We start from the raw sequence: 26,228 nt of genomic DNA on the forward strand, positions 1-26,228 counted from the left end.
TCAAATACCTGTTTGATCGACTACCCAATCAGAAAAGGAGCGACATTGAGGCTTTTCTACCATGGGCAGAAGAAGTGCAACAAGTATGTCGTAACTAAAGAAAGAGCGTGAACCGCAAGAAGCCGCGGCTCACGCCCTTTTATTCATTTTCAATACGTATCGTTATTGACTGCTTACTGTATTATACTAAACAAAAGGTAATGAAAACCGCCTTAACAATATTAAAATGGCGAACCGAGAATCTATTCTCAATCCGCCATCAAATTTTATTACTTAAATTCCTGGTCGACTGACTTTAATGCAGCCCCCAAGACCTGATCCATGTTGTAGTACCGGTACTGACCCAAACGACCCCCGAAAATCACGTTATCGGCCTTTTCTTTAGCCAATTGAGCGTACTTGGTGTAGAGTTCGTTGTTACGTTGGTTGTTAACCGGGTAGTATGGTTCATCACCACGGTGCCAGTCAGCTGGATACTCACGGGTGATGATCGTCTTGTCCTTGTCACCCTTACTAAATTCAAAGTGCTTATGCTCAATGATTCGGGTGTATGGCGTCTCAGCATCAGTGTAGTTGATGACCGCGTTCCCCTGGTAATTACCAACGGGCTTCTCTTCGGTCTCAAAGTGAAGGCTCCGGTATTGTAATTCCCCCAGCTGGTAGTCGAAGAACTGATCGATCATTCCAGTAAAGACAATCTTAGGGTAATCCTTAAGGTATTCATCCTTCTTGGCAAAGAAGTCAACGCCGGTCTCAACGTCGATCAGGTCACTGGCTAGCATCTTTTCAACAATCTGGGTGTAGCCGCCAATTGGAATCCCCTGGTAGAGGTCGTTGAAGTAGTTGTTGTCATAGGTTAACCGAACTGGCAACCGCCGGATGATGAAGGCCGGCAGCTCCGTAGCTTTTTGTCCCCACTGCTTCTCAGTGTAGCCCTTGATCAACTTCTCGTAGATATCACGGCCAATCAATGAGATTGCCTGTTCCTCCAGGTTTTGTGGTTTCTTACCCGCCATTTCCTGGCGCTGTTCATTGATCTTGTCTTCAGCTTCCTGTGGTGTCCGGACCCCCCACATCTCACTGAAGGTGTTCATGTTAAAGGGCAGGTTGTACATGTGACCCTTGTAGTTGGCCACTGGACTGTTGGTGTACCGATTAAATTCAGCAAACTGGTTGACGTAATCCCAGATCTTCTTGTTTGAAGTATGGAAGATGTGGGCACCATATTGGTGGACTTGGATGCCATCAATTTCTCTAGTATAGATGTTACCAGCAATGTGATCACGCTTTTCAATCACCTTGACGCGCTTGCCACGCTTAGCGGCTTCGTAGGCAAAGGTTGCCCCGAAAAGTCCTGCACCTATTACTAGATAATCATACTTTTTCATAATTAACCCTTTCTACTAATTCTTTTTGCCGAGCGTATTTCTTTTAGCAATATCCTTAAGGGTAATTACAATAAATGAAATGATAATACCCAATAATGCCCCTAGAGCTAGGCCAGCCGCCACATATTTCTTTAATCCAGGCTTGGTAGTAGCGTTAACGGTCTTTGGAGATGCCTTTTCTAATAAGACTATTCGTCCAACACCAGGCTGTAACTTAGGTAATTGTTGTTTCAAAGCTTTAGATGTTGCATTGACAATCTCAACAGAGTCCTTTGGGGAAGTCGTTTTGGCTTTCAGCGTGAGAACTAATGATTGTTGGTGACTTTCACTGTCAATAGTGCTATTTAGTGCATCCACTGAGTATTGCTTCTTTAATTTTTTCGGTAAATACTTACGAGCTTGAACAGAGATACTCTTATTTTCGGCTATGCTAGCATAGGTTGGCATCATATTAATATCAGCATTCACTCTTGTGTCATATGGATTACCATCACTTGCTTGAACATTATTCAAATTATGAGTAATCATGACATCTCGTGTAGCCGTATAAGTTGTTGTTTGCTTATGCTTAGCATAGATACCCATAGCACCGCTACCGACAATGGCTAAAATAATAATTAAGCACAAACTTTTCCAGAACATCTGAGTAAGCTCTTTAAGAGTGTAATTTTTCAACTTTCTTCCTCCATCCTTTATCACCAAGCAGTGGCAATGAAGTATTTGCCAGCAAAGCTATCAAAAAGGGATCATAACTTAGATCAAGTAGGTGCTGTTCAACCACAGCACTGATAGTCACAATCATCATTACGCTTGCTAATGCATAAGAATTATTATGAATAGATCGCCAAGAAATAATCGTCATAATCAACAAGACGGCAATGGTGACTAAGATTCCGTAAATTATAAATAAACGCAAAAATGACGAATCAATAAAGAAATAGCTATTCATCATACTGTGATCTGCCATATTTTGTCCGCCTAAACCACCCCAGCCATGTTCCTGAACATGCTGTCCGAGCAAAGATGTCCCATACTGCTTAAATGCCGCCGATCCATACTTAAGACGATCAGACAACAGGTGGTTAAGCTTCAACATAATATTATTAGACTTATCATAAAAGGCCGTTAACATAATGATGAAATAAGCAGCAATTGTAGGCACGGTCCAATAAAAGGCGGCGATAAAGGAACTGATTATCTTTCCGCTTTTTGCTCTCTTACCGAAGAAAAATACCGGAATAGCCAATAACAGGGCATATACGTTTAATCTTGCATTACAGATAACTGTTATTACGATTGCTGCAATAATTAAGGCCAGGTAATCCAGTACATTGATCTTATCAAAACGTAGATAAAGGTAAGCCAAGAATAAGAAGAGTACATGCGCAGCAAAGTCGGTTGGATAAAGGATTCCCAGTGACTGACGAACGATACTGGTATCAGTTCCTCGATAATAAATCAAATTTTTAATTAGACCACTTAGGGAAGAACCAACCGTGAAAATAAGAAAAATGGTACCGATGCTTAGATACAAGTATATTATTTTTCTGAAATTAACATTTCGTGCACCTAATACAAACATCCCCAGCGAGAAAAACTTTACGTCATGGGAAGTCCGCCAAATAACTACTAAGAATTCTAGCGCAAGTATGTTTATTATAAAAGACCTTAAAGAATTATTATCATAAATAAATATTTTTACTAATAAAAGCACTACAGCAAGAAGTGCTATTTTTTGTGAGGCCTTCTCACTGACATAAGCTATATATGTAGTTGTCTGTAAAAAAGCAAGGATAAAATAAAAGCAAAAAGCAAAAAGGTAAATTTGTTCCCCTGTAATTGGTATATCTAAGAGTCGATGGTTTGCTTTGGAAACCTTCATTCAACTTTACCTCCTATCAAAAACGCTCATTCTTCAATAGGCGCCTTCGCTCTTAAAAATGCTAATAATATTCTTAAACATAATCTTAGTGTCAAAAGCCAATGAGGCCTTATCAACATACTCTAGTTCCACGTCGCAACGTTCTGGATAAGGAATATTACTCCGTCCACTGGATTGCCAGAGTCCCATTGCACCGGGCTTAACGGATAAGAATTTATCAACCCTATTTCCATATTCAGCGAGTTCTTTCTTAACCACCGGCCGTGGTCCGATGATACTCATCTCACCACGCAGGATATTTAGAAACTGGGGGATTTCATCGATCGATGTCTTCCGCAGCCACCGTCCCAAGCGGGTGATCCGGGGGTCTTCCTCCGGTTCCAGTTTATAGTTATTGGCAACGTACTTTGCGTACAGTTCTGGATCGTTCTCGAGGATGGCATCAGCGTTAGCCACCATCGAGCGGAACTTATAGATCTTGAACGGCTTGCCATGCCAGCCGATTCGAACCTGTTTGTAAAACAGTGGTCCCTTGTTACTGCCGAAGCGGCTCACGATGAACACTACCAGGAAGGCCGGACTGAAACAGACCAGCGCGATGCAAGACAGCACAATATCAAAGAACCTTTTCCAGAAAAGGTACCCTTTCGATCGTTGCTTGATTTCTACCTTTTTTTCCATACTCCTATGCCTTATTTTTTCTCTTTTACAATATAGATTGGACGTTTCTTAGTCTGCATGTAGATACGACCGATGTAGCGGCCAACAATTCCCAGGCAGAGTAGCTGAATTCCACCCAGCAATAACATGATGCAGACCAGTGACGCCCAACCATTCACACTGCTCCCTGGAACGATGAAGCGCCGGACAATTACGACAATCAGACCGATAATCGCAACAAACGCCGACAGTCCCCCAATCCAGGTGGCAATCGATAACGGGGCCTCCGAGAAATCGGTAATCCCATCGAAGGCGTACTTGAACAGTTTCCAAGTCGACCAATCAGTGGTCCCGGCAACCCGCTCTACATTCTTATACGGGAGGTACTTCGTATTGAAGCCGACCCAGTTAAAGATCCCCTTAGAGAAGCGGTTATACTCGGTCAGTGACAAGACAGCATCGACCATCTGGCGAGTCATCATCCGGTAGTCGCGGGCACCAGAGACAATCTTGGTGTCCAAGATCTTATTGATGACGTTGTAGAACTGGTCACTCAGAAAGGACTTGAAGCGTGCCTCCCCCTTCCGGTCCGTTCGCCGCATCCCTACGCAGTCGTATTTACCACTGGAGATCGCCTTGTACATCACTGGCAAGTACTCCGGCGGATCCTGGAGGTCGGCATCCATGACCACGACATAGTCACCGGTGGCCGCCTGCAGGCCCGCATAGAGTCCCGCCTCCTTACCAAAGTTACGGGAAAATGATACGTAGTGGACCCGGTCCGGATCGGACTGGTGAAGCTTGCGCATCTCTTCTAGTGAATGATCACCCGACCCATCATTGATGAACCAGTATTCGACCTCGACGGGCATCTGCCGGACGACCTTCTCCACCGCCGAATAGAAGAGCGGAATTGACTCCTGCTCATTATAGCATGGAACGACGATCGATAACTTTGGCATTATACCACCTCACTGATTAATGTTCACCGTGGCCGGTAACCTTCCGTTTCAGGAACTTAGCAATCTTCAGCGGCCAATTCTGTTTCTCGAGGAAGACCCGGTTGACCTCCACCGTCCGATATTCCTGGTGGGTCCTCAACCAGGTATCTAGCAGGAGCTCACTAAGAAAGCCGAAGACCCGCTGCTCATATGGTGTGTAGCTGGAATAGTCAACCTGCTGCTCAACCTTGCCCAACACCTCAAACAGCCAACTACAGTATTCATCCAGCGGCTGCTTCTTCATGACCATCATGTTGAAGTAATGGGCTGAAGTCTGCTTCATCACGTGCTCAAAGGCCGGCATGTATTCCGGATAGTCCTGCTTCAGCACCTCACGCGTGATCTCCAATGGTGCATGTTCGTGAACGTGCAGGTAATGGGACTCATTTGTTTCAATATAGTAGTGCCGCTTCTTCGGCAGGATCACGTCGGCATCCTGGAAGAGCTGCTCGACCTGCTCCTGGTTGAGGATGGTCGACAAGTCCTTGGAGTGGCTCATCGACAGGTAACGCCGGTAATGAACCAGACCGAGGGCGTCGACGTCGAGGTTCTTCCATCCCCAGTAGAGAGCAGTTAATTCATTATAATGCGGGTTCTTCGCGGAAATGTTATCCCCCGTGTTGTCGCCCTGAAAGGTATGGTTGACCGCCGGGCGGACCTCCTTACCGACAAAAACAGGCAGGTACATCGGATCATCCGGCATCCGGTAGTTCTTATGAACGGCAACTAAGATTTTTACTTTCAAGATAGTAAACTCCTGTTTTTTAGTAAAATACAATCAAAGCAAATAATACCATTAATTCTCCCATTAGGAAAGCCCTTCTTCCTGCTGGTCCAGCCAGGCCTGGACGCGGTCGAGGTCGAACCCCCGTCGGAACATCCCCTGCTTGAAGTGCTGGATCCGGTCACGCCCGATATAACGCCGGTAGCGATGCCACAATTTTGTGGCCGTCTTTTCCAACAGTTCCTCCTGCTGGTCGGGATCCTCCTGCGGGGTTACCTGTTCACGAATCTGATCGAAAATTGTACTTGTGTATCCCTTGGTCAGTAGCCCCTGCCGCACCTTCTGCTCCTGACGCATCAAGGGTTGGTTGCGGTAGCGGCGAAAGAGTTTCTCAGCCAGCTTACTAGCGTTGGTGCGCTGCTGATCGGGGGTAAACTGGGCCAGCGCATCGGCAATGTCGTTCTCCCCAATTTTCTTCATCCGCAGATATTGGCGAATTACCCCCGGCCCTTTCAAACTGGTAATTATTGCCGTCCGCACGTAACTGGCCGCGTACTCGTGGTCGTCCACCAGGTGTTGTTCACGCAGCTTCTGGAGAATTGGCCCCACAAACTGCTCTGGCGTTTCTAGGTCATGGAGCTTCTTGACAATGTCACTCTCCGTCCGCAGCTGGTGGGCCAGGTAGTCCAGCATCCGTGAGTAGGCCCGCGCCTGCTGGTCGGCGGTCGTGATCGCGGCCACCTGCTTCTTATCCAACTCCATCCCCTTGATCAAGCGAAACTTGATCAAGACACTCTCAGCCACCGGGAAGGCGTACTTGCCATCCAGGTAGACGTTGTAACGGCCCCGTCGCTTCTGGGCCTCGATTTTGGTAATTTTACCCATTTTTCAGATTCTCCTTTACATCCGCCCTCCCCAACCGTCTGTATAAGTGTAAGCAGTGGCCGCTACTTATCAACACTAACAGTAAAGGAGTGCTCAACATGAGTATGGAACGTCAATTCAAGTCTGCAAAGGTGCAAGTCACGATGGTCGGGGACCAACATCCTAAAGGGGTCAACCACCTCTTCAACAATGTTAGTCAACAGTTCAGCAATGACCAGCTCACCAGCTTGACCCAGGCGGTCGCCCTGTTGACCAACGAAAAGTGCGTTGGTGTCAACGTCATCGTCACGGACCACGTTACCCTCGACTAAGCAAAGGAAGGTAATCTAACATGAAATCACTCAACCTCACATTCAAGACCAACAAGGGCAAGAAGCACCTACTCAAGCTCAGCTACGCCAACAGCGACCTCGACGCCAAGACCGTCCGCCAGGCAATGGACCTGATTGCCGCCGCCAACCTCTTCGTCAAGGGCGACGAGCAGCTATGTGCCACCCCGCTGGCTGCCAAGTACGTTGACACGGTCGACACCGTGCTTTTCAATGACGCCGAAAAGACCACCAATAAGTAATTCACCGCGAACAAAGCGAGCAGTAGCCATCCCGGTTACTGCTCCTTTTTATTATGCCGATTGTCACCCAGCTGCCAGAAGTGTTCCCGCTCACGAAGCTCCCCCTCATGGGCCTCCTGGAGGGTCGCATTGAGGACGGCCCCCAGCATGATCACGTAGCCGGAGCAGTCCAGCCAAACCATCATGGCGATGAAGGCCCCGATCGTCTGGTAAGAGATGACGCTGTGGCGAAAGATCACCGTATAGAAGGAGAACAACCGCGACAGCCCCATCCAGAGAAGCGCTGCCATGAAAGCCCCGGCCACGGCATAGCGCAGGCGGACCTTGGCATTAGGTACAAAGTAGTAAAGGAGGCAGAGGGCGATAAAGAGGACGGCAAAGGTAACCGGCCACCGCCAGGAGTTGAAGATATAGATATATTCACGCCGGAAGTTGAAGATCGGCTGAATGCTTTTCAGCACCTGTTCACCGAGACCGTACAGGAGGACAATTACAAAGATAATGGCCAGTACCACAATCATCCAGATGAATGAGATCACCCGGTTGCTGACCGGATTCTGATTACGGGCCACCCCATAGGTTAAGTTAACACTCCGCTGGAAGGCCGCGATCCCCTGGCTGGTCGACCAAAGGGCAATCAGGGCCCCGGTCGTCAGCAGGCCTCCACTCCCCCGCTGAAGGAAGTCGTAGATCAGCGGCTGGAGGAAGCTATAAACGGCATCTGGCACCGCAGTCTGAAGATAGCTCAGGACCGTTTTCGCATCGATTCCCACCATCGGCAGGAGGTTTCCAATCACCAGGACGGCCGGAAAGATCGACAGCAGGGTATAGTAGGCCAATACCGCTGCCGAGCTTGAAATCTGCGCCATCTGGAAGTGCTCCATTAGCAACGCAATAAACCTCTTCATTTTTCCCGGCTCTTCTGTCATGACTACCCTCCCCAAAATATAGGGCTATTATACCAGACCAATGGTAAAAAATAAGGCCCGCTAGCAAATTGTTAGCGAGCCTTAACATAAGGGTTAAATTAACTATTTTTCATTGATGTGGTGCTTCTTGGCAGAAACCTGGTAGAAGATCAGGGCAACCGCGGCGAAGAAGATTGGGCCGGCAATCGTCCAGAAGGCCGTCTGCCAATCGTGATCCAGCATTGGTTGAACGAAGGTGAAGATAATCCCGATAATCAGGATAATCTCAACGAACCATACCAAGACATTGGTCCAGAACCGATTCTTGAAGACTACGAACGGCCGATCAAGGTTCTTCTTAGCCTTGAAGAATGGGAAGGCACCCACCAGGAACAGGTATGGGAAACAGGTTGACACGTTGGCCATATCGGTCAGAACCGTGTAGAACTTCTGGGCAGCGGAACCGCCGAAGGCCACCAATAAGATGATGATGGAAACGATGGTTACCTGCAGCCACATGGCGTCGGCTGGCATTCCGGCCTTGTTCAGCTTGGTCAGCTTCTTTGGCCAAAGTTCTGGGTTAGACCCCAGGATGAAGGCCTTGATTGGTGAGTACATCAGAACGAAGAGCGCACCCAGGAACCCGAGGGCCTGTGAGAAGGCAACGATCCGCGTCATGGCAGCACCCCAAACCAGCGCCGTGGCGTAGGAGCAACCCAGGGCCAAGCCCAGCTTTACCCCCAGGATGTTGAAGAGCACGTAGGTGGCGTTCCCCAGGTTGGTTGAACCCTTGGCAAAGTCACCGTTGTAGTTGGCAAACCAACCAGCCATGATGATCATGACAACGTAGGCCCCAATCGTGAAGATGGAGGCGATGATCAGGCCACGTGGGAACGTCTTCTCGGGGTTCTCCATACTATCAGTAACGGACCCCAGAGACTCCATCCCCCCATAGGCAAAGATGGCGTAGACAACGAATGAAATAATGGCAATCGGTGTCTGGAACTGTGGATTTGGTGAAAGGATCAGGTCCTTAGCACCGTGGAATGGCTGGGCGATGGCACCCTTGTTAACGATTAAAACAATAATTGCTGCAATAACATAAATGATGTTAACAACCACGGTGAAGATCCCACCGAGGGAACCAACCCGAGCAATCGCGGTCATGCCCCGTGAACTGAAGTAGGTGCAGATCAGCATCAGGATGATCCCAAGGACCCCGATCAGTTCGGTCGAGGTCAGTCCCAAGAAGTGCCACTGCTGGGTCGTGTCCTTACCGAAGATCAGTGCGGAGAAGGTGATCCAGATCCGTGAGGCAGTAGAAACCATCCAGACGATCCAGGATGCTAACCAGACGAAGGTCCCAATGAAGGCCATCCGCTCACCGATCGAGCCGGCCAGCCAGGAATAGATACCACCCTTGGCATCCTTAAAGGTTGAACCATATTCGGCCATCATTAAACCGCATGGGAAGAAGAAACAGATCCCGGCTAATGCGTACCAAATAATACTACCGTAGCCCATTTGTAGGTAGGCGTTTGAAACATTCCCGAATCCGAAGATTGAGGTGATGATCATCGCCACCAGGCCGAAGGTAGTAATCATTTTCTTTGTATTACCACTTTGATCGTCCAATTTATTAGACCTCCAAATAATTTAACTTTCTTAAATAAAAATAAGAAATCATTTAATAATTTAAGTATAGCCCTTTCTGAGTAAAATAAAAGTGATCCGGGCAGACTCTAATCTTTTTCTCATTCAAAATATGCATATCTGTCTGCATATTAGTATTAATCAATGCATATTAATCGTAAAAATGATTATTCATGCAAAGATGTGTTGCCCTGGAAAACATTTCATCTCTTCTGTGCTATGCAAATTATTCTGAAAAGATTACTTTTAAAATGAGAAATCAACTAGACGCTTTGCTTTATTTAACTAAGCATCCGCGCCGACTTAAGATTATGAAGTTAGTTACCCAAATTTCTCATTTGAATATTTCGTTTTGAAAGTCAATTTAACTAATTTTGTACAAAAAGAAGACGCCCCCAAAAACGGAGGGCGCCTTCCCTTGCTTTTACTTGAATTGTTCGGCGATTTCACGGGCAATCTTGCCGTAGTGGTCGAGGTACTTAGCGTAGTTGTCATCATAAAGGTACTTGGCATCGGCCTCGGGATCCTGCGAAGTTAAGATTTTGGGACCATCATTGGTGATCACCAGCGTGTGCTCGTATTGACAAGACCAACCGCCATCAGCCGTCTTGGCCAGCCAGCCGCTCGGGTCGCTGGTGTCGGCCTCCCAGGTACCGGTGTTGATCATCGGTTCAACGGTGATTGTCATGCCGTTCCGCAGGCGAAGACCCTGACCGTGCTCACCGTAATGCGGCACCATCGGATCTTCATGCATCGTTGGCTGGATCCCGTGACCGACAAACTCTCGAACGTCACCGTAGCCGTTCTCGTCTTCGGTGTAGTGCTGAATTACAGCACCGATGTCACCGATCCGGTTGCCCGGAACACACTGGTCGATCCCCATGAAGAGGGCCTTCTTAGTGACGTCCATCAGCTTGGCAATCTCCGGCTTAACCTCACCGACCGCATAGGACCAGCAGGAATCACTGAAGAAACCGTCGACGCTGACCACGGTGTCAACCTTGACCAGGTCCCCCTTCTTCAGGACCAGCTTCTTGCGCGGGAAACCATGACAGATTTCGTCGTTGACACTGACACAGGTAGCGTACTTGTAGCCTTCAAAGCCGATCTGCTCAGCCTTGGCGCCAGCCGCCTTGAAGTACTTGCGAGCGAACTCTTCGATCTTCCAGCTGGACATCCCCGGCCGAATAAACTCACGAATCCCGAGGTGCATTCCCGCCAGTGCGGCCCCGGCCTTTTCCATCGCTTCAATTTCACGAGGTGATTTTAACGTAATCATTCTCTCAATATGTCTCCTTTTTTGACATTTCTATCTTTAACAGTATACCACTAGTTCCCCCGTTCTGCCCAAAGCATGCTATACTATGAAACTGTTATAATTAAGTAGCAATATCGATACTATGGAGGAATAATCAATGAAAGCTCTTGTGGTCTACGCGACAATCACCGGTAATAACGAGGACGTGGCCGACATCATCACCGATGCCCTGGAGGACCTGAACGTCGACGTCGAGGAAACTGAAATAACAATGGCCGACCCTGCCGACTTCAACGATGTCGACATCTGCGTCATCTGTCCATACACCTACGATGAGGGAGCCCTGCCCGAAGAAGGTCTCGATTTCTATGACGACCTCCAGGAGGAACAGCTGGATGGCAAGGTCTACGGGGTGGCCGGTTCTGGCGACACCTTCTACGGCAACGACTTCTGCGTGGCTGTCGATAAGTTCGGTGAGGCCCTGGCTAAAACTGGTGCTAGCAAGGGGGCTGAGAACGTTCACGTCAACCTGGCACCGGACGAGGACGACATCAAGAAGCTGGACGCCTTTGCCAAGCAGCTCGTAGAAAAGGCGGCGCAGGCCAATGACTAAGCTCGTCGCCCTCTTCAACAGGTACCGCTCGGTCATCGCCTACCTCTTCTGGGGCGTGGTCACCACGGTCGTCAACATTGTGGTCTTCCAGTTTCTCAGCTCCGGGGTCCATTGGAACTACCAGCTGGCTAACGTGATCGCCTGGTTCCTGTCCGTTCTGGTCGCCTACTTTACTAACAAGGTCTGGGTCTTCGGCTCCCACTATTCGACCGTCAAGGCCTTTCTTAAGGAGTTCTTCTGGTTCTACTTCTACCGGGGGCTGACCCTGATCATGGACGTGATCATCATGTACGTCGGCATCAGTCTGCTGAAGTTCAATAGCCCGCTCCAGCAGCTGATTGTCAAGATCATCGATAACGTCATCGTCGTGATCGCCAACTACATCTTCTCGAAATGGCTGATCTTCCACGATAACCGCGACATTGTGGAACACGGCAAGGACGAAGACTAAATTAAAACGACTGGAGAGTGAACTTTCGCTCTTCAGCCGTTTTTTCGTGCTATTTGGCCTTCAGGTAATCCTCAATGATTCCCAGGATGTGGGCGCTGGCGTGGCCGTCACCGAATGGGTTCGGCGCCGTGGCCATCTTCTGGTAGGCCCGCTCATTGTTTAGCAGCTCAAAGACCGCCTGCTGGATGCTGGTCGGGTCGGTACCAACAATCTGGACCGCCCCGACGTCGACGGCTTCCTGACGCTCAGTCTTTTCCCGCAGGAGGAGGACCGGCTTATGCAGGGCTGGAGCCTCCTCCTGGATGGTTCCGGAATCAGTGATGATTAGGGTACTGCGGGCCGCAATGTTGAGGAAGTCTTTGTGGGGCAACAATTTGGTCAGGTGGATCCGGTCCCGCTCACCGAGGACCTCCCCCGCCAGGCTCATCACCTCGGGATCTGGCGTCAATGGGCAGACTAGCTCGACATCGGGGTTGGTCTCGACGATGTCCCGGACCGTATGAAAGACCTGGCGCATCGGCTCCCCGACGTTTTCCGCCCGACTCATCATCAGGATAATTAAACGGTGACTGTCCGGCAGCCCATTGAGCAGGTCACTGTGAAAGTCCGGGCTGAGCGCCTCCTCGACCGCGTCAATCGAGGTATTCCCGGTGACGTAGATCTGCTCGGCCGGGTGAAACTCCTTGAGCAGGTTGTCCCGGGCCCGGGTCGTCGGCGCAAAGTAAAGGTCCGCCAGGTCATCAGTCAAACGCCGGTGCATTTCGTCAGGGAAAGGCAGCTCCTTATCGTAGGTCCGCAAGCCAGCCTCGACGTGCCCCAATGGCAGGTGCTGGTAGAAACAGACCAGGCTGGCGGCAAGGCTGGTCGTCGCATCCCCCGCTACCAGGATCATGTCTGGTTGGCTGGCGTGCATGACGTTGTTCAGATTATGGAGGAGCTTGCTGAGCTGCTCAACCAGGTCGTATTCCGGCCCGCCAGCCACGTCCAAGTTGAAGTCCGGTGTGATCTTCAACCGGTCAAGGACCTGGCGCAGTTGGGGCTGGTGTTGTTCTTGGGCGGTGGTAACCACAATTGGCTGCCAGGTGTCTGGTGCCGCCTGCATCCGTTCGATCACCGGGGCCAGCTTCAACGCCTCCGCCCGCGTTCCAAATAACGACATAATCTGATACGGCCCCCGCATGATGATCTCCCCTTTTTTGATTGTCTAACTTACACAAAAACCGTGTCGCGATGGTTCGACACGGTTGACAATGATGATCCCATCCGGGCTTGAACCGGAATCGACCGCTTAGGAGGCGGATGTACTATCCAATTATACTATGGGACCAAACAAAGAATATTATCGCATTTTATCCTTAGAAGGTAAAGACGGTAATATTCTTTTTAATTACTTACCCGCGTTCTTGCGGCGGTGCTTGAGCCGAATTCCCTTGTTCTTCCGGTTCTTTTTGTGCCGCTTGCGCTGGGGCTTGCTGAAGCTGGCCAGGGTCTTGTGGATCCGCTTGTGGACATTACCATCGTCATGCTGTTCTTCCTGGAGGCGGCGACTGGCCTGCTTCCCTAAGGAAACCACCTTTTGGCCGGCCACCGGCTTCTGGTCGGTCAGCTGGTCGTTGCCGATATACATCCGCACCAGGCGGTAGTCGGTATCCGTGAGCAGCTTCTTGAGGTCACGGATGTCGTGGTCATCCCCAAGGTTCAGGACCACGCCCGGTTCACCCTGCCGGCCCGTCCGTCCGGCCCGGTGAATGTAGGTGTTAGTCTGCTTGGGGAGGTCAAAGTTGATCACTCCCGGCAGCTTCGGGATATCGAGCCCCCGGGCGGCCAGGTCGGTGGTCAAGAGGAGCTTCAGCTGGCGCTTGCGGAACATCCGCATCGCCTTCTCCCGCTGAACCTGGCGCTGACGCCCACCAAGGGTTCCCACGGCAACGTGTTCATGGCGCAGGCGGCTGGCTGCGTAGTTCAGCGTCCGGGTACTGTTGAAGAAGACCAAGGCCCGGAAGTCCTTGACACTGGCTAATCGCCGCAGGATCGCTGTCTTTTGCTGGTTGGTCCGGGCGGTCAGGTAACCATGCTTGACCGGGCCGCGGGAGTGGTCAGTGTTGCGGACGTCGTAGGTCACAATGTCCCGGCCAAACATTACGTCGAGGTCGTTGAATACCGGTGACTTGGTGGCTGAGAAGAAGGCCAGTTGCGTGCTGAGCGGCGTGACCCGTTCGATATCCTCAACCACAGCCTGGGTATCATCCTGGAGGAGGTCGTCCGCCTCATCAATCACCAAGGTCTGGAGGTGGCCGAGCTTCAGGTGGTGGTTATCCAGCATGTGGAGGACCCGGCCGGGGGTGCCGACAACGACATCCGGGTGCTCATGAAGCTTCATCACCTGGCGGCGAAGGTTGGCGCCCCCGGTCAGGGATTGAACCTTGACCCCGATCAGGGTTGCCCATTCCCGCATCACCCGGGCGGTCTGCAAGGCCAACTCCTGAGAAGGCGACAGGACCAACAGTTGGGTCCCCGTCCCCGGCATCACCTTGGGCAGGAGGGGCAGGGTGAAGGCCAAAGTCTTCCCGGAACCGGTTGGGGCAATCCCCAGGACCGATTGATCATTGGCCAGTGCCGCCGCGACGGCTGACTGGATCGCCGTTGGTTCCTGGTAGCGTTCGTTAAAGTGTTCTTGAAACTGTTTGATCAATTAAACATCATCCTATTCCTGATCATTGTCGGCGGGGAAAATAAGGTTGGCGGATTGGCGCATCGAGTACATGACGGAGTTGACCGTCCGTGCCAGGTCCATCCAGTGCTTGTACTTCTTCATCTCGCCTTCGTCGTCGGGGTTGTTGAAGAGGTCGGCAAAGTCATTCATCTCATCCGTCATCGAGTTCTTCTCGACCGGGGCGTCCAGCGGGTGGGCGTTCTGGTCGGCATCATAGTAGGTAACCTGCTTGGTGTTGAAGATGCTGTCAAAGACCAAGGTGTCCTTGAGACCGTAGACCTCGGAGTCGAGGTGGGAGTTAGCCGTCTTCCCGAAGTTCAGAGTGACAGAGAAGTCCTGGTAGTTCAGGATGGCCACACCCTTGGCATCGACGCCGGTCTTGGCCAGGGTTGGGTAGTAGACCACCGTTGACGGTTCACCAAACAGGGTAACTGCACCATAGACGGCGTATACCCCGAGGTCCATCAGTGCCCCACCGGCAAACTTCAGGGTGAAGATGTTCGGGTATGGCTTGTCATCGGCCAGAACCTTGTCATAACGGGAGGAGTACTTCATGACCGTAATCGTGGCCCCCTGGCAATGGTTCTGCTTCATCGAATCGACCTTTTCCAGGGCCTGTTGGTAGAGTGGTGTGTGGATGTGGCGGGCCGCCTCGACCAGCCGGGCCTTTGGGTGGGCTGCCAGCAGGGATTCGATTGCGCTGAACTCGTCCGGGTTGACGAAGGCCGGCTTCTCAACGATGATGAACTTGTCATTTTCGATCGCTAACCGAACCTGTTGGTAGTGGAGGCTGTTTGGTGAGGCGATGTAGACAACGTCGAAGTCCCCCTCTTCGAAGAACTTATTCAGGTCATCGTAGAATTCAGTGGCACCATATGGCTCACCAAATTCCTTGGCCCGGGCCAGCGCCCGTGAATAAACCGTCGTCAATTGGTACTTGCCGGTCGTCTTAGCTGCATCTAACATCTGATCAGTGATAATGTGCGTTCCAATAATTCCGAGTTTAAGCATCCTTTTCTCGTCTCCCTTTACGTAATCTAAAATTGCTTACACCTAATTTTACCAATTATTGCGTGATTTTAACAGAAATGAAATCTTCTCATAATACAAATGTATGTATAATAATCTTGGAGCTAAATTTGACTTATCACATACTTAATTGAGGAGACTGATGAAATATGAAGAAAAAGGGAATGTTACTTTTCGGTGCGGGACTGATGGCTGGACTCAGCAGTACTTTAGGGTTCAGTCACGCCAAGAAGAGTAACACTACGACCGCGTTACCAATTTTTTACACTGGCACCTGGCAATATTATGATAAGGAACGCGATCGATCCCACAAAATCACCATTTCTCCTGAATTAAAACTGGACATCGATAATCAACCCATTCCGGCCACCGTTCAACAGATCAAAGCCGATAAGCTGGTCTTCCTCGACAAGTTCGGTTATCACATTACGATCCGCGCCAACGAAAACCGGCCCGTCTCGCTTACCGACGAGGCCGATGACCAGGTCTATGCGATTCAACCATTACAATAATTTGACCGCCGTTGATACGGCTTTTTTTAGTTTAAACTTCTTTTTTCGTTCTTATAATGCCGCCGCATTGGTGCCCGATAGCTATTCATGAAGGCCAGGACCCGCTTGAAGTCGGCACTGAAGCAGAGACTATCCAGGTAGCGCTGCTCCAGGAAACCGGCCTTATTCATCTCGACCAGGAGCTTCTGCAGGGGAGAATAGAAATCATTGAGGTTATAAAAGGCAATTGGTTTGTCGTTGTTGCCAAGGGTCATCCAAGATGCCGCCTGGCTAATCTCCTCAAGGGTCCCCAGGCCGCCGGGAAGGGCCAGCATCCCATCGGCCAGTTTCATCATCGTTTCCTTACGGGTATCCATGTCGTCGACCAGGTGCAGGTCGGTAGCCGCCTCGAAGGTAACCCCACGCCCGGCCAGCTGTTTGGTAATCACCCCGTGGACAATCCCCTGCCCATCGAGGACCCCCTGGGCAACGGCACCCATCAGGCCGTAGCGACCCCCACCATAGACCAGTTCGATCTGGTGCTTGGCCATCGTCAGACCAAGCTCGTGGGCTGACTGAAGGTAACGGGGATCGTGACTGTCACGGGCCCCACAGTATATTGCTAAGCGTTTAATCATTGTTTTCATCCATCCTTTGTAGTGCCGCAACCTGTTGACCGATCGTCGCCGCGGCGGTTTTGATTCCGGCTTGTTCAACCGGATAGAGATTGAGCAAAAGGAGGTTACCAATGCCCTGCCGACCTATCAGGGCCGGGAAGCTGACGTAACCCTCGTACTGGGGCTGGAAGATTGCCACCGGTAGGGCCAGCTGCTCATCGGTCAGGATTGCTCTGACGATCCGAGCTGCCCAGGTGCAGGCCGCGCTGGCGTTGTAGCCCAGCCCCTGCAAAGTGTACCAGTTGTCAAGGTCGGCGTTGATCTTGAGCTGTTGGTGGTCAAGGTGGTGGCCATTAATCGTCTGGTCAAGGGATTGGCCGTTAACCCGGACCGTCGACCAGGCAAAGGCCTGCTGACCATCGTGTTGACCATAAACGAAGCCGGACACACTGGCCGGGGCAAGCTTGGCCGCCGCGGCGATCGCCTGGTGCAGGCGGGCCGTCTCTAAAACGGTGCCGATTCCCAGCACCTGCTTGGGCGGCAGGAGGAGCTGCTGCTGGAGGTAGGCGGTGACCGCCTCGTTGGGGTTGCTCAGATTAAGGACAACGCCGGTAAAGCCACTGGTCTTGACCTGAGTAGCCACCTGCTTGATGGCGTCATGGTTGAAGACCAGCTCAGCCATTGGCTGGTCAGCGATCAGGCTGCTCTTGCCCACCGCCACGACGATGACCTGGGCATCCCGCAATGCAGCGTAGTCCTGAATAATAATTTTGGGGTGGCCGGCCAGGGCAACCGCGGCATCACGCAGGTCGGTCTGGACGGCCAGGGCCAATTGGTCATCCCGGTCAATCAGCACCAACTCATCCCCCATTCCCGTCACCAGTAGCTGGTGGGCCAGCAGCCGGCCGACGTGTCCTAATCCAATGATTCCAATCTTACTCATTTCTTCTCACCTTTATTTCCCGGGAAATAAAAAAGCTGGGACCAACACGGCCACAGCTTGTACCTCCCCTTAAACTTTACTTACTGCTCTTCCTGAAATGCCGCAGCCTCAGGAAAGACGTTGAGAACAAACTCACGGGCGCCCTTGCTGAAGTCAAATTCACCATGCGGTTGGTAGACCTCCTGGTGATCACCGACCGACAGGGTAATCGCGGTCGGCTCCAGGCGGGTCTGAACACCGAGTTCAATTGCGGCCCGGACCAGGCGCTGGGCATCGTCGGAATATTCATTGCTAAGGGCCTGCAGGGGGTGCTGATAGCCGATATTAGCAGTGTAGCGGTCATTAGCGATCTTCAGGCCAAATGACAGGAGGTTTCCATTCTCCAACTGGTCTGCCAATTGACCACTGATGGTCAGCGACGGGTCGTCGATTCGCCGTTGGGCAAAGGTCAATGCTAGCCGGTACTCTCGCGGAGCGTTGAAGTCCTCGACGAAGGCTTGGAGCTCGATCATCAACTCGTTGGCCGCCTTCTTCATCCATTCCGTCTCGTCCTTGGCCTTCTGGAGGGCCACCTCGTTATTCAGTTTCCGGGCCTCGACCAAGCTGTGCGCCAGGTTATTCGGTAGTGGTGAAACCAGGCTGTCCAGGAGAAGAAGCTCCAGGAAGTTGATCGTGTCGTCACTGATCCCCGTCCGGGATAGCGGGTCAAGGTCAAAGTTCCGAAACTCCAGGTAGTTAATCCCGTTGTTGAGGATTCCCATCAGGTCGTTGTTATCGTGGTTATGCCGCCGCATCCGCACCGGACCGAAGAACTCCTTCAAGCTGTAGAAGGTTCCATTGTCGATGTAAGCCTGGAGCTGCTTGAAGTGCTCCTCCAGTGAGGCGTAGGTTACCTGCTCCGTAGCCAGATTGTCATCACCGTAGTTGCTGCAGCGCAGGCTCCGTACCGGTAACTGGAGATCGTCTGGGAAGCTCTGTGGCATGTCCTCGGTGACCGGGCTGGCGCCGAAGAGGTAGGTGAAGAGCCATTGATAGAGGTAGAAGTGCTGAGCCAACTTGAAGTAGAGGTGGTTTTGAAAGTCGGTCAGGCTCGTGTAACGGTCAGTATAGAAGCGTTGGTACAATTCCTGAACCAGGTCGTTGTCCAGGCTGAAATTAACGTGGACATCCCCCAAGATCTCCTGGGCGATTCCATACTTTTTCCCCAGGTAGTCGTGATTGGCCTGGCCCCACGGCTTGGTAAAGTCCGTCTTGAGGTAGTCCAGGTCATTTTGGTAGAGTGGCGCTGGGGCCATGCTCAGTGGCCAGAGGCGTTCATCGTCGTGCAGGTTGGCGATCATGATCTGCTCCAGGGCCTTTAAGTGCTGTACCGCTCGCTTGCTACCAACGACCGGCTCGGTCTCAAAGTCAATCATATCATCAGTAAACCCAGAGTTTAGGTACAGGTTGTGCCGCCGGGAACGCAGGTTGACCGGGTATGGATAGCGACTTGCTCGCCCATTCGTCAGCACCCGGTGCTTTTTTACTTCCAATCCAAAGCGACAGGCAAACATCTTGGCATTCATCGCGGGCTCGTTTAATGCCGTCTTAATCGCATCATATTTTCCAGTCATCGCTTCTCCACCCTCATCTTTTTATCTCGCACTCAACTGTAACACTTTTGGGATATAATGAGCAAGATTTTAATGTATTTCACCAAAACAAAAGGAACGGCCCCGCTATCCGGCGGGCGTCGTTCCCCTTTTTCTATCTCGTGATGTAATCTAACAGGCTGAACATGACCCGTTTGTTGGCCGCCGGAACCCCGTGGTCAATGATCTCTTGTGGGGTCTGGTGGAGGTCATTGTGTTCCAATGGATATTGGTCATCGTTGACCGCCATCTCGCGAACGTTATCGACCTGCGGCTCGAAGTGGAACTGTAGGCCGATCACGTTGTCACCGAGCAGGAAGCCCTGGTTTTCGACCAGGTCGCTGGAGAAGAGCAGCTGGGCTTCGGCTGGCACCTGAAACATTTCCTCGTGCCAGTGAAGGGCCACCAGCTGGTCCGGGATGCCCGGAATAGCGTCCGACTGACGGTAAACGGGTGCCCAACCGACTTCCTTGTGCGGTGCCTTAGTGACCGCGTAGCCTAGCGTCTTGACAATCTGCTGGGCACCGTAGCAGGCGCCGAAGATCGGCTTATGTTGGTCAAGTAGCTGCTGGATCAGCACCCGCTCCTCCTTGATCCAGGGCAGGTCATCGTTGGGACTCATCGGGCCGCCAAGGATTACCAGGAGGTCCGTCTCGTCTGCGGTCGGGAGGTTGCCGAACTGGTAGGGATGGTAGACGTAGAATTCATGGTCATGCACGTGGGCCCAGTCCTGAATCGACCCTGGGCCCTCGTTTGGCGTGTGTTGTAAAACATTAATCCGCATGTTAGATCCTTTCCGTCGACGGCAATGTTGGGCTAGGTATCGCCTGCAAGTACCTAAGATGGCCTCATTTTATCACATCCACGGCCGACGTGGTAGCAACGGTAGCGTGGACTCTTTAATAGAAAGTAGTTGATACCCTGGTTACGGTGGGTTTGAGTATCGTGGACAAAAGCGGCATAGAGCTGTGTGCGGACGCTAGCGGGCACCAGGCGCCAGGCCAGAACATCGCGGGGCCCCTTCACCAGGTCGGCATATAGGCGCGGGGTCTTCCAATAGCCCTTAGCCCGGGCACGAATCCGACTGTCCGTGGGCTGGTCGATATCCAGGCGGCGGTGGGATTGGCGGTCGCGGGGCCAGACAAAGTAACCGCCATGCGGGATCCCGTAGTTAAAGGACTCGGTGTTCGCTACCTGGTACAGGTCCGCCGCGGTGTAATGGTGCGGATCAGCGTCCACTCGCCCATTCGGCTGGCTGCGGTAAACGTTCCACTCACTGACAAAGTCGCCGCTGTCGATATCAACAATGAACTCGATCATCCGGGCTGGATTCACACGGCGGGCATAGGAGTTGCGCCGTAGCTGGACCTTCATGTTTCGTGGATACACAGCTGGGCCGTGCTGGCGGTTATGGTAGGCTGCCGCGGTTTGAAAATCGAGGGCCACGTGATGGTCGTGAGCAAACTGATACAGGCGGTCGAGATCACAAGCCTCGTCAGGAAGACCGTCAGTGTAGGCACGAACGTAGGTGATGGCCTGGTGATCCAGGTAGGCCCGAAAGAGGTGAAGACGGTGCCCCAATTCATCCGCTCGTAGCCCGGCTGTCCCCGGATAGGCATCACGGACCAGCTGCCGAAACTCGGCATAGAATGGGGCAAGTGGCGATATCGTGGGGTCCAACTGGTAGTCGTGACTGGTCAGCTGAAGAAAGCCGGTCCATTCAACACGTGCGCCCAGGTGACGATCCAAGATCAGGCTAAGCCGCTGACGAGCGGTCAACTGACTTGCTTCCAGCATCCGCATGTATAGGGGACTGCCAACCAGGTGGGCCTGATGGAAAGTGGTGTTGAGGAGGCGGTGCGTCCGCGGTGACCGCTGGAGGTTGCACCGGTATACGTGGCAGGCAGGTCCGGGCCAGCCCTCCCCGGCCAGTACGTCTAGCTGTTTAACCAGGCGATGACCGAGCTCCATATTTTTATTCATTGATCTCACCTCTTATTTCCCGGGAAATGGTTTGGCGACGGCTACCGGGTGGGCCGCCCGCAGCATCTGAATATCCGCCGTGGTCGCCTGACCATGGTTGTAGCGCACCGCTGCATAACGGATCCGCCGCAGGGGTAACCAGCGATCCCCCACCCTGGTTTCAGCCAGCCGTGGCTGGACATGAGGGCCGTATCCCTTACCGGGTCGGACCCGGTCAAGGCGCCAGCTGGGCCGCGTAATCAGCTTGGCCTTCGGGATCCGTTCGTGCCAGCGGGCCTCGTAGCGCCAGCCCGCCTGCCGCCAGCTGTACTTGATCTGGCAATAACCGTGCTTAGTCTGCCACTGCCCCCTGGGCATCCGGCGGGATTGGCCAGGGGGCCGTCTGACGGATATTCATTTATCACTACACCTCCTAATTTAAAAAGCACCGGCTAGCGAGCTGGTCAAGGCTTTTGCGTCATTAATTCAATTCGTCCCCGTTTAAAAACGGTAGGGGATCACTGTTAAGCGGCAGCAGCGGGGTGGTTGATTGATTACTACTGGTTGGTCCTCCGGTATTCCTCACCCTGTGAGCTTGCCTCCATGGTATCCATTGAAACCGCAATTCCGCGCTGGTTAGCTAATATAAGGTCTGACGTCATTGACGCTGCCTTCTTTACTTGAATCACCCTAATTTTACTACGAACATTCTTCGTTGTGTATTATCCGGGAAATAAACTCGCTAAGGTCAACGTACCGGAATCCGAATCACCGTCTTACAGTTTTCTGGCTTGGTCCGCCGCGGGTCAGAGAGGTAGATCTCGTGGTGGCGCCGGGTGGCTGAGTAGTCAGGCTGTAGGTCGTTTTGCGTAACAAAATCGGTCAGCCTAGCGATGGTTGCGGCTTCCTCATCATACGTCCCGACATGCATGATCTGAGCGCAGCGGCCCTCATCAAGGGTAAGAAACTCAACGTTGGTAAGGTCAAGCTGCTTCTTGGTGCTGGCCGTCTGGACTGCCCAGTTAAAGGTAGCCCGGTCAACAAAGTCTGGCATGCGGATACAGGAGACGAAGTGGAAGCGGTCCTTACGGGTGAAGTCGATCCCCTGGTCCCCATCCTGCCACCAGAAACCCTCCAACGGTGGCACGACAAAATCAAAGTAACCCGGAATATGGTGAGATCCCTTCTTGCTCATCTTGATAGTGTAAGCCACGCTGTAAAGATCCTGGATCGAGCGCTTATATTCACTGTCCGGCTGGTTAGGATCGCCCTGCCCACGGACGGCGATGTAGTTCATCGTGGGGACGTCAATAAGGGCCGGACGCTTGCCCGGGTGGTACAGGGAGCGCTGTTCTTTTTTGAAATCGTATGGCATTGTTTTTGTCCTCCTTTGGGGCTATTGTAGCGCTTTTGAGGGTCACAAGCTTGCTGAGGGTATTTCTATAGCTCGTTGATAAAAATTTCTGACCAATTTTGGCGAATGTTCAAGCCATTGAAATCATAATTCAATATTTCATCGATCGAATTAAATGGATGCGTCCATTGTCCATCATCTTTGCTAAGTATGTAGCCACATTTAGCCGGGCCAAGGTACCAGCGAATATGGTTGAACACAAAATCGAGTTCCATGTTGGCACCCATTGCGGCAACAAATGCTTCCAGGCTCGCAAAGCGTTCACCATATTTACCAACCGCCATGGGATCGGTTAAATAATTAAAGTTCTCCATTAATTGCTTACTGGTTTTCATTTTCCCACCTACTTTCAACAATGTACGATACCCTGAGAGATAATTCTGGGAATTTCGTTTGTTGAGCAATATTACATCATTTCTACAGAAACCAACGGCCATATTCTTCTCAATGGCACACCATCAATGAGAATCTCTATGACTTTTGCTGGTTCGGTCTCATCTATCCTCTTGCTCTTATTTCCACCATCCGTTGATAGCATCCAGGCTACGGCATAAATGCCCGACTTATCGTAGACTGGCTCCAAAAGATATAGTTTACCCTTATATGAAAGTTAAATTTCCATCTGAATGCTGATTGAATTAAGATCTTCCATTTTGGATTTCCTTTTTTATATGGATCGGTAGCTTGCCTATACAAAGGCTATGTGCTTTAAAATGGCAAAAGGTCTAAAAAAGTCACCATCTTGGAACTCAACCTAGAATCCAAGGTGGCGACTTTTTAAATATCTCAAGAGATCATTAACTTCAATCACTCTACAGGAAACTATTTTCTAGGCCAATTCTTAAACGGATCCGTCTCGGGGTCGAACTTTACCGTCTTTGCAAATTCAAACTTATTGGTTGGCCGCGTTCCCCAGCGGGGGTTGCTGTGCATGATGGCCTCGATCTTCACAATGGGCGCTACCGGAACAAATATTATTGTATCGCCATTCAGATCATGACTCCTCAGCATCCCGGTACCCTCATCTAAATTGTACCGTAATAATTCAACCGTTTTTACTACAGCAGGGTTATATGGTGCTGACCAAAAGCCAACATACTCCTTCCGATCACTCGTTGTCACCCTCACCTTTTGACCTAATGGGTATGAACTAAACTCGCTAATGCTATTGGTATAACACTGCCTAATCACTTTACCCACCAGGCTATACTGGATAAATTTCATAAACCTTCCTAGCTCCCCCAACATACTAGTCCTATCGCGCAAAACAAAAGTGCACTAATTCCAATCACAAAGATGGAAATTAGTACACCCTAAATATCACCTATTTCCCCGTTCCATCATCGTTACACTCTCAACGGTTCGCCACTAACCAATCATTTCTCATTCTCGAGTGGCTATCGCATGGAGCATTTCTAATGCTTTCACGCTCCTGCTAGACGCGTTCCAGCACAGTAACGCTCTCGACATGCGTCGTCTGCGGAAACTGGTCGACGGGCTGGATTGGCTTGACTACATGGTAGCCCTGCTCCCCGAAGCGTTTGATGTCCCGGACCAGGGTTGCCGGGTTACAGGACACGTAGATAACCTTCTTTGATGCCATCTGGCCGGTGGCTTCGATCAGCGTTTCGGCCACTCCTTTACGCGGCGGGTCGACGATAACCACGTCCGGTTTCAGACCGGCCGCCTGCCACTTAGCAAACTGGTCCTCCGCCTTCCCAACTACAAACTGGGCATTCTTGATCCCGTTACGCTTGGCATTGTGCTTGGCATCTTCAATTGCGGCAGGGACGATCTCGACCCCGTAGACCTGCTTGGCGTGCTTGGCCACGGCCAGGGAAATCGTTCCAATCCCGCAGTAGGCATCGATCACGGTCTGGCTACCGTCCAATCCGGCGTTGTCAATCGCCGTCTGGTAGAGGCGCTCGGTCTGTTGCGGGTTGACCTGGTAGAAGGACAGCGGTGAGATCGCAAAGTCAATCCCCAGCAGCTGGTCGTGGATCTCGTCCTTCCCCCACAGGGTCCTGTTCCGGTCACCCAGCAGGCGGTTGGTCCGCTTGTCATTAATGTTTTGGACAATGCTCTTGACCTCCGGTACCCCGGCCACGATACCATTCACGATCTGGTCGGCCATCGGCAAGCGCCGGGTATTGGTGACCAATACTACCATCAGCTCATGGCTGTAATAGCCACGCCGCACCATCACCGTCCGGATAACCCCCTTACTGGTTCGCTCATCGTACGGGGTCACGTGGTACTTGCGCAAGAGGTTGCGAACGACCACGATTGCCGAATCAATCTTCGGATCCTGGATGTAGAAGTCCTCAATCGGTACGAGACTGTGGCTCCCCCGCTTGTAGAAGCCGGTCTGCAGCTGGCCCCTGATCATCTTAACTGGCACCTGGGCCTTATTCCGGTAGTGGTAAGGCTGGTCCATCCCCATCGTCGGCAATACCTCAATATCATCTAGGTGAGCCTTCTCCAAGAGCTCTTCAATCTGATGCTGCTTGAACTTCAACTGGGCTGCGTACTTCAGGTGACCCAGTGGTGCAATCCCAGTTTGGATGTACTTCTTATCCTTAACGTCCACCCGGTCCGGACTCTTGGTCTGCCAGGCCATCACCCGCCCCCAGGCAAAGTGACTGGCCACCTTGGTGATCTTAACGGTGACCTCTTCCCCCGGCAGGGCGTTGGGCACAAAGACCGGGAAGTCGTCGATTTTGACGACCCCGTTGCCCTCGTATGATAAGTCGACCACCTTAGCCGGGTACTCTTCATTCTTATGAACTGGCACTTTAACTTTCACGATAATCCCCCATTTTCTTCATTCTCGGTCATTATAGCAGAAACGGGCTGAGCCGTCTGTCTATACAAAAAAGGCAGGAGCAACAACTCCTGCCTGACTGAAGCGGGTAACGAGAATCGAACTCGCGACGCAACCTTGGGAAGGTTGTGTTTTACCACTAAACTATACCCGCATAAACTAGCTCAATTAACTTACTAAGCCAGTATATAACTTTATTGACTATTTGTCAGCCTTTTTTGTTGATTTTTTCCGAGTTTTTTTCTTGGGGGTTGCCTTGGCCTTGGATGCTGACTTAGTTGACTTAGATGTCGTATTTGTTTCCTTGTCTTCGTCAGCCTCGTCGTCTTTTTCCACGCGCGGCACGGCCTTGATCATCTTTGCTTCCTTCTGGCGAATTACGGCCCGACCGTTCAGCTCGTTGACCCCGCTCTTGTCGGCGGGATCAAAGTCTTGGATTGAAACCATGATTGAGTTGGTGTAGACCTTCTCAACAACACCAGAAAAGTCGTGTTCCAGCGGCCCAAACTTCTTACCCTTCACAACGTCACCAATTTCGAAATCAGCCACTAAATTTCACCTCATTTATATATTCGTATACAGTACATGCTACTTTACACTTTTTAACAAT

At 51.3% G+C, this 26,228-nt stretch carries 29 protein-coding genes and 2 tRNA genes; 5 read left to right on the forward strand and 26 right to left on the reverse strand.

The features are described 5' to 3' along the window. Nucleotides 1–269 precede the first annotated feature (269 nt). The 7 genes from glf to recX all read right to left on the reverse strand — a co-directional run bounded on the left by glf (nt 270) and on the right by recX (nt 6,540). Complete coding sequence (gene glf, locus FD34_RS00475) at nt 270–1,388, reverse strand: UDP-galactopyranose mutase (protein WP_057805712.1); 1,119 nt, start codon at nt 1,386–1,388, stop codon at nt 270–272. 15 nt (nt 1,389–1,403) lie between these two features. Beyond that, nucleotides 1,404–2,063, reverse strand: a complete 660-nt coding sequence (locus FD34_RS00480) for a Wzz/FepE/Etk N-terminal domain-containing protein (protein ID WP_057805716.1) — start codon at nt 2,061–2,063, stop codon at nt 1,404–1,406. After that, the gene (locus FD34_RS00485; RefSeq protein WP_057805718.1) at nt 2,044–3,270 is read right to left on the reverse strand and encodes a hypothetical protein; all 1,227 of its coding nucleotides are present in this window, start codon (nt 3,268–3,270) and stop codon (nt 2,044–2,046) included. The genes FD34_RS00480 and FD34_RS00485 overlap by 20 nt, the downstream gene beginning before the upstream one ends. A 33-nt stretch (nt 3,271–3,303) precedes the next feature. Next, complete coding sequence (locus FD34_RS00490) at nt 3,304–3,951, reverse strand: sugar transferase (RefSeq protein ID WP_057805721.1); 648 nt, start codon at nt 3,949–3,951, stop codon at nt 3,304–3,306. Between the two features lie 11 nt (nt 3,952–3,962). Further along, nucleotides 3,963–4,892, reverse strand: coding sequence for a glycosyltransferase (locus FD34_RS00495; protein ID WP_057805723.1), 930 nt, complete (start codon nt 4,890–4,892; stop codon nt 3,963–3,965). Nucleotides 4,893–4,908: 16 nt separating this feature from the next. Then, a complete protein-coding gene (locus FD34_RS00500) occupies nt 4,909–5,676 on the reverse strand; it encodes a DUF4422 domain-containing protein (RefSeq protein ID WP_057805725.1) in 768 nt (255 codons plus the stop codon). Between the two features lie 63 nt (nt 5,677–5,739). After that, nucleotides 5,740–6,540, reverse strand: a complete 801-nt coding sequence (gene recX / locus FD34_RS00505; RefSeq protein WP_057805727.1) for a recombination regulator RecX — start codon at nt 6,538–6,540, stop codon at nt 5,740–5,742. A gap of 98 nt (nt 6,541–6,638) precedes the next feature. Here recX and FD34_RS00510 point away from each other — a divergent pair, with 98 nt between their 5' ends. Further along, entirely contained in the window at nt 6,639–6,851 is a 213-nt protein-coding gene (locus FD34_RS00510) for a DUF1659 domain-containing protein (RefSeq protein ID WP_057805729.1), read from the forward strand. A gap of 20 nt (nt 6,852–6,871) precedes the next feature. Next, complete coding sequence (locus FD34_RS00515; RefSeq protein ID WP_057805731.1) at nt 6,872–7,111, forward strand: DUF2922 domain-containing protein; 240 nt, start codon at nt 6,872–6,874, stop codon at nt 7,109–7,111. A 35-nt stretch (nt 7,112–7,146) separates the two neighbouring features. On the opposite strand, the gene FD34_RS00520 is transcribed toward FD34_RS00515, so the two are convergent. The 3 genes from FD34_RS00520 to map form a co-directional block, all read right to left on the reverse strand. Further along, the gene (locus FD34_RS00520) at nt 7,147–8,040 is read right to left on the reverse strand and encodes a YihY/virulence factor BrkB family protein (protein WP_057805733.1); all 894 of its coding nucleotides are present in this window, start codon (nt 8,038–8,040) and stop codon (nt 7,147–7,149) included. A gap of 102 nt (nt 8,041–8,142) precedes the next feature. Then, entirely contained in the window at nt 8,143–9,654 is a 1,512-nt protein-coding gene (yjeM, locus tag FD34_RS00525; protein WP_057805735.1) for a glutamate/gamma-aminobutyrate family transporter YjeM, read from the reverse strand. Between the two features lie 442 nt (nt 9,655–10,096). Continuing rightward, entirely contained in the window at nt 10,097–10,951 is an 855-nt protein-coding gene (gene map, locus FD34_RS00530; protein ID WP_057805737.1) for a type I methionyl aminopeptidase, read from the reverse strand. A 136-nt stretch (nt 10,952–11,087) separates the two neighbouring features. Between map and FD34_RS00535 the strand changes: the two genes are divergently transcribed. Together FD34_RS00535 and FD34_RS00540 are read left to right on the forward strand one after the other, a co-directional pair. Next, nucleotides 11,088–11,543 carry a flavodoxin gene (locus FD34_RS00535; protein ID WP_057805740.1) on the forward strand — a complete coding sequence of 152 codons (456 nt, stop codon included), beginning with the start codon at nt 11,088–11,090 and terminating at the stop codon, nt 11,541–11,543. Beyond that, nucleotides 11,536–11,994, forward strand: coding sequence for a GtrA family protein (locus FD34_RS00540; RefSeq protein WP_057805742.1), 459 nt, complete (start codon nt 11,536–11,538; stop codon nt 11,992–11,994). The genes FD34_RS00535 and FD34_RS00540 overlap by 8 nt, the downstream gene beginning before the upstream one ends. A 49-nt stretch (nt 11,995–12,043) precedes the next feature. Here FD34_RS00540 and wecB read toward each other — a convergent pair whose 3' ends face one another. From wecB to FD34_RS00560, 4 genes are all read right to left on the reverse strand, one after another. After that, nucleotides 12,044–13,174, reverse strand: coding sequence for a non-hydrolyzing UDP-N-acetylglucosamine 2-epimerase (gene wecB, locus FD34_RS00545; protein WP_057805744.1), 1,131 nt, complete (start codon nt 13,172–13,174; stop codon nt 12,044–12,046). 74 nt (nt 13,175–13,248) lie between these two features. After that, nucleotides 13,249–13,321 (reverse strand) — tRNA-Arg (locus FD34_RS00550). 60 nt (nt 13,322–13,381) lie between these two features. Then, nucleotides 13,382–14,686 (reverse strand): DEAD/DEAH box helicase, encoded by a 1,305-nt coding sequence (locus FD34_RS00555; protein WP_057805745.1) that lies wholly within the window; start codon nt 14,684–14,686, stop codon nt 13,382–13,384. A gap of 12 nt (nt 14,687–14,698) precedes the next feature. Continuing rightward, entirely contained in the window at nt 14,699–15,718 is a 1,020-nt protein-coding gene (locus tag FD34_RS00560) for a Gfo/Idh/MocA family protein (protein WP_057805751.1), read from the reverse strand. A 167-nt stretch (nt 15,719–15,885) separates the two neighbouring features. Between FD34_RS00560 and FD34_RS00565 the strand changes: the two genes are divergently transcribed. Continuing rightward, on the forward strand, nt 15,886–16,248 hold the full coding sequence (locus tag FD34_RS00565; RefSeq protein WP_057805752.1) for a DUF4828 domain-containing protein: 363 nt from the start codon (nt 15,886–15,888) through the stop codon (nt 16,246–16,248). A gap of 26 nt (nt 16,249–16,274) precedes the next feature. Here the strand turns inward: FD34_RS00565 and FD34_RS00570 are convergent, their stop codons facing one another. The 12 genes from FD34_RS00570 to FD34_RS00625 all read right to left on the reverse strand — a co-directional run bounded on the left by FD34_RS00570 (nt 16,275) and on the right by FD34_RS00625 (nt 26,167). After that, nucleotides 16,275–16,865, reverse strand: a complete 591-nt coding sequence (locus FD34_RS00570; RefSeq protein ID WP_057805753.1) for an LOG family protein — start codon at nt 16,863–16,865, stop codon at nt 16,275–16,277. Then, nucleotides 16,858–17,787, reverse strand: a complete 930-nt coding sequence (locus tag FD34_RS00575; RefSeq protein ID WP_057805754.1) for a lactate/malate family dehydrogenase — start codon at nt 17,785–17,787, stop codon at nt 16,858–16,860. Before FD34_RS00575 ends, FD34_RS00570 begins: the two co-directional genes overlap by 8 nt. An 80-nt stretch (nt 17,788–17,867) precedes the next feature. Further along, on the reverse strand, nt 17,868–19,400 hold the full coding sequence (locus FD34_RS00580; protein ID WP_057805755.1) for a glutamate--cysteine ligase: 1,533 nt from the start codon (nt 19,398–19,400) through the stop codon (nt 17,868–17,870). A gap of 133 nt (nt 19,401–19,533) precedes the next feature. Next, the gene (locus tag FD34_RS00585) at nt 19,534–20,202 is read right to left on the reverse strand and encodes a type 1 glutamine amidotransferase (protein WP_057805756.1); all 669 of its coding nucleotides are present in this window, start codon (nt 20,200–20,202) and stop codon (nt 19,534–19,536) included. Between the two features lie 53 nt (nt 20,203–20,255). After that, nucleotides 20,256–21,401, reverse strand: a complete 1,146-nt coding sequence (locus tag FD34_RS00590; RefSeq protein WP_235805945.1) for a DUF3114 domain-containing protein — start codon at nt 21,399–21,401, stop codon at nt 20,256–20,258. A gap of 12 nt (nt 21,402–21,413) precedes the next feature. Further along, entirely contained in the window at nt 21,414–21,758 is a 345-nt protein-coding gene (locus tag FD34_RS00595; RefSeq protein WP_057805758.1) for a hypothetical protein, read from the reverse strand. A gap of 370 nt (nt 21,759–22,128) precedes the next feature. Beyond that, on the reverse strand, nt 22,129–22,755 hold the full coding sequence (locus FD34_RS00600) for a GyrI-like domain-containing protein (RefSeq protein ID WP_057805759.1): 627 nt from the start codon (nt 22,753–22,755) through the stop codon (nt 22,129–22,131). A 65-nt stretch (nt 22,756–22,820) separates the two neighbouring features. After that, nucleotides 22,821–23,129, reverse strand: coding sequence for a hypothetical protein (locus FD34_RS00605; protein WP_057805761.1), 309 nt, complete (start codon nt 23,127–23,129; stop codon nt 22,821–22,823). Between the two features lie 487 nt (nt 23,130–23,616). Further along, entirely contained in the window at nt 23,617–23,805 is a 189-nt protein-coding gene (locus FD34_RS08705; protein WP_235805946.1) for a hypothetical protein, read from the reverse strand. 424 nt (nt 23,806–24,229) lie between these two features. Further along, entirely contained in the window at nt 24,230–25,600 is a 1,371-nt protein-coding gene (gene rlmD / locus FD34_RS00615) for a 23S rRNA (uracil(1939)-C(5))-methyltransferase RlmD (RefSeq protein WP_191980189.1), read from the reverse strand. A 101-nt stretch (nt 25,601–25,701) separates the two neighbouring features. Beyond that, nucleotides 25,702–25,772, reverse strand: a tRNA-Gly gene (locus tag FD34_RS00620). Between the two features lie 47 nt (nt 25,773–25,819). Continuing rightward, nucleotides 25,820–26,167, reverse strand: a complete 348-nt coding sequence (locus FD34_RS00625) for a hypothetical protein (RefSeq protein ID WP_057805766.1) — start codon at nt 26,165–26,167, stop codon at nt 25,820–25,822. Between the last annotated feature and the right edge of the window lie 61 nt (nt 26,168–26,228).

This window comes from Limosilactobacillus pontis DSM 8475, from assembly GCF_001435345.1.
Classification (GTDB): Bacteria; Bacillota; Bacilli; order Lactobacillales; family Lactobacillaceae; genus Limosilactobacillus; species Limosilactobacillus pontis.

Bases quoted from the DNA above. Each gene is read 5' to 3' on its own strand.
- glf (WP_057805712.1), bottom strand. From the start codon at position 1,388: ATGAAAAAGTATGATTATCTAGTAATAGGTGCAGGACTTTTCGGGGCA.
- FD34_RS00485 (WP_057805718.1), bottom strand. From the start codon at position 3,270: ATGAAGGTTTCCAAAGCAAACCATCGACTCTTAGATATACCAATTACA.
- FD34_RS00490 (WP_057805721.1), bottom strand. From the start codon at position 3,951: ATGGAAAAAAAGGTAGAAATCAAGCAACGATCGAAAGGGTACCTTTTC.
- FD34_RS00495 (WP_057805723.1), bottom strand. From the start codon at position 4,892: ATGCCAAAGTTATCGATCGTCGTTCCATGCTATAATGAGCAGGAGTCA.
- recX (WP_057805727.1), bottom strand. From the start codon at position 6,540: ATGGGTAAAATTACCAAAATCGAGGCCCAGAAGCGACGGGGCCGTTAC.
- FD34_RS00510 (WP_057805729.1), top strand. From the start codon at position 6,639: ATGAGTATGGAACGTCAATTCAAGTCTGCAAAGGTGCAAGTCACGATG.
- FD34_RS00515 (WP_057805731.1), top strand. From the start codon at position 6,872: ATGAAATCACTCAACCTCACATTCAAGACCAACAAGGGCAAGAAGCAC.
- FD34_RS00520 (WP_057805733.1), bottom strand. From the start codon at position 8,040: ATGACAGAAGAGCCGGGAAAAATGAAGAGGTTTATTGCGTTGCTAATG.
- map (WP_057805737.1), bottom strand. From the start codon at position 10,951: ATGATTACGTTAAAATCACCTCGTGAAATTGAAGCGATGGAAAAGGCC.
- FD34_RS00535 (WP_057805740.1), top strand. From the start codon at position 11,088: ATGAAAGCTCTTGTGGTCTACGCGACAATCACCGGTAATAACGAGGAC.
- FD34_RS00540 (WP_057805742.1), top strand. From the start codon at position 11,536: ATGACTAAGCTCGTCGCCCTCTTCAACAGGTACCGCTCGGTCATCGCC.
- wecB (WP_057805744.1), bottom strand. From the start codon at position 13,174: ATGCGGGGGCCGTATCAGATTATGTCGTTATTTGGAACGCGGGCGGAG.
- FD34_RS00560 (WP_057805751.1), bottom strand. From the start codon at position 15,718: ATGCTTAAACTCGGAATTATTGGAACGCACATTATCACTGATCAGATG.
- FD34_RS00565 (WP_057805752.1), top strand. From the start codon at position 15,886: ATGAAGAAAAAGGGAATGTTACTTTTCGGTGCGGGACTGATGGCTGGA.
- FD34_RS00570 (WP_057805753.1), bottom strand. From the start codon at position 16,865: ATGATTAAACGCTTAGCAATATACTGTGGGGCCCGTGACAGTCACGAT.
- FD34_RS00575 (WP_057805754.1), bottom strand. From the start codon at position 17,787: ATGAGTAAGATTGGAATCATTGGATTAGGACACGTCGGCCGGCTGCTG.
- FD34_RS00580 (WP_057805755.1), bottom strand. From the start codon at position 19,400: ATGACTGGAAAATATGATGCGATTAAGACGGCATTAAACGAGCCCGCG.
- FD34_RS00585 (WP_057805756.1), bottom strand. From the start codon at position 20,202: ATGCGGATTAATGTTTTACAACACACGCCAAACGAGGGCCCAGGGTCG.
- FD34_RS00590 (WP_235805945.1), bottom strand. From the start codon at position 21,401: ATGAATAAAAATATGGAGCTCGGTCATCGCCTGGTTAAACAGCTAGAC.
- FD34_RS00595 (WP_057805758.1), bottom strand. From the start codon at position 21,758: ATGCCCAGGGGGCAGTGGCAGACTAAGCACGGTTATTGCCAGATCAAG.
- FD34_RS00600 (WP_057805759.1), bottom strand. From the start codon at position 22,755: ATGCCATACGATTTCAAAAAAGAACAGCGCTCCCTGTACCACCCGGGC.
- FD34_RS00605 (WP_057805761.1), bottom strand. From the start codon at position 23,129: ATGAAAACCAGTAAGCAATTAATGGAGAACTTTAATTATTTAACCGAT.
- FD34_RS08705 (WP_235805946.1), bottom strand. From the start codon at position 23,805: ATGCTGAGGAGTCATGATCTGAATGGCGATACAATAATATTTGTTCCG.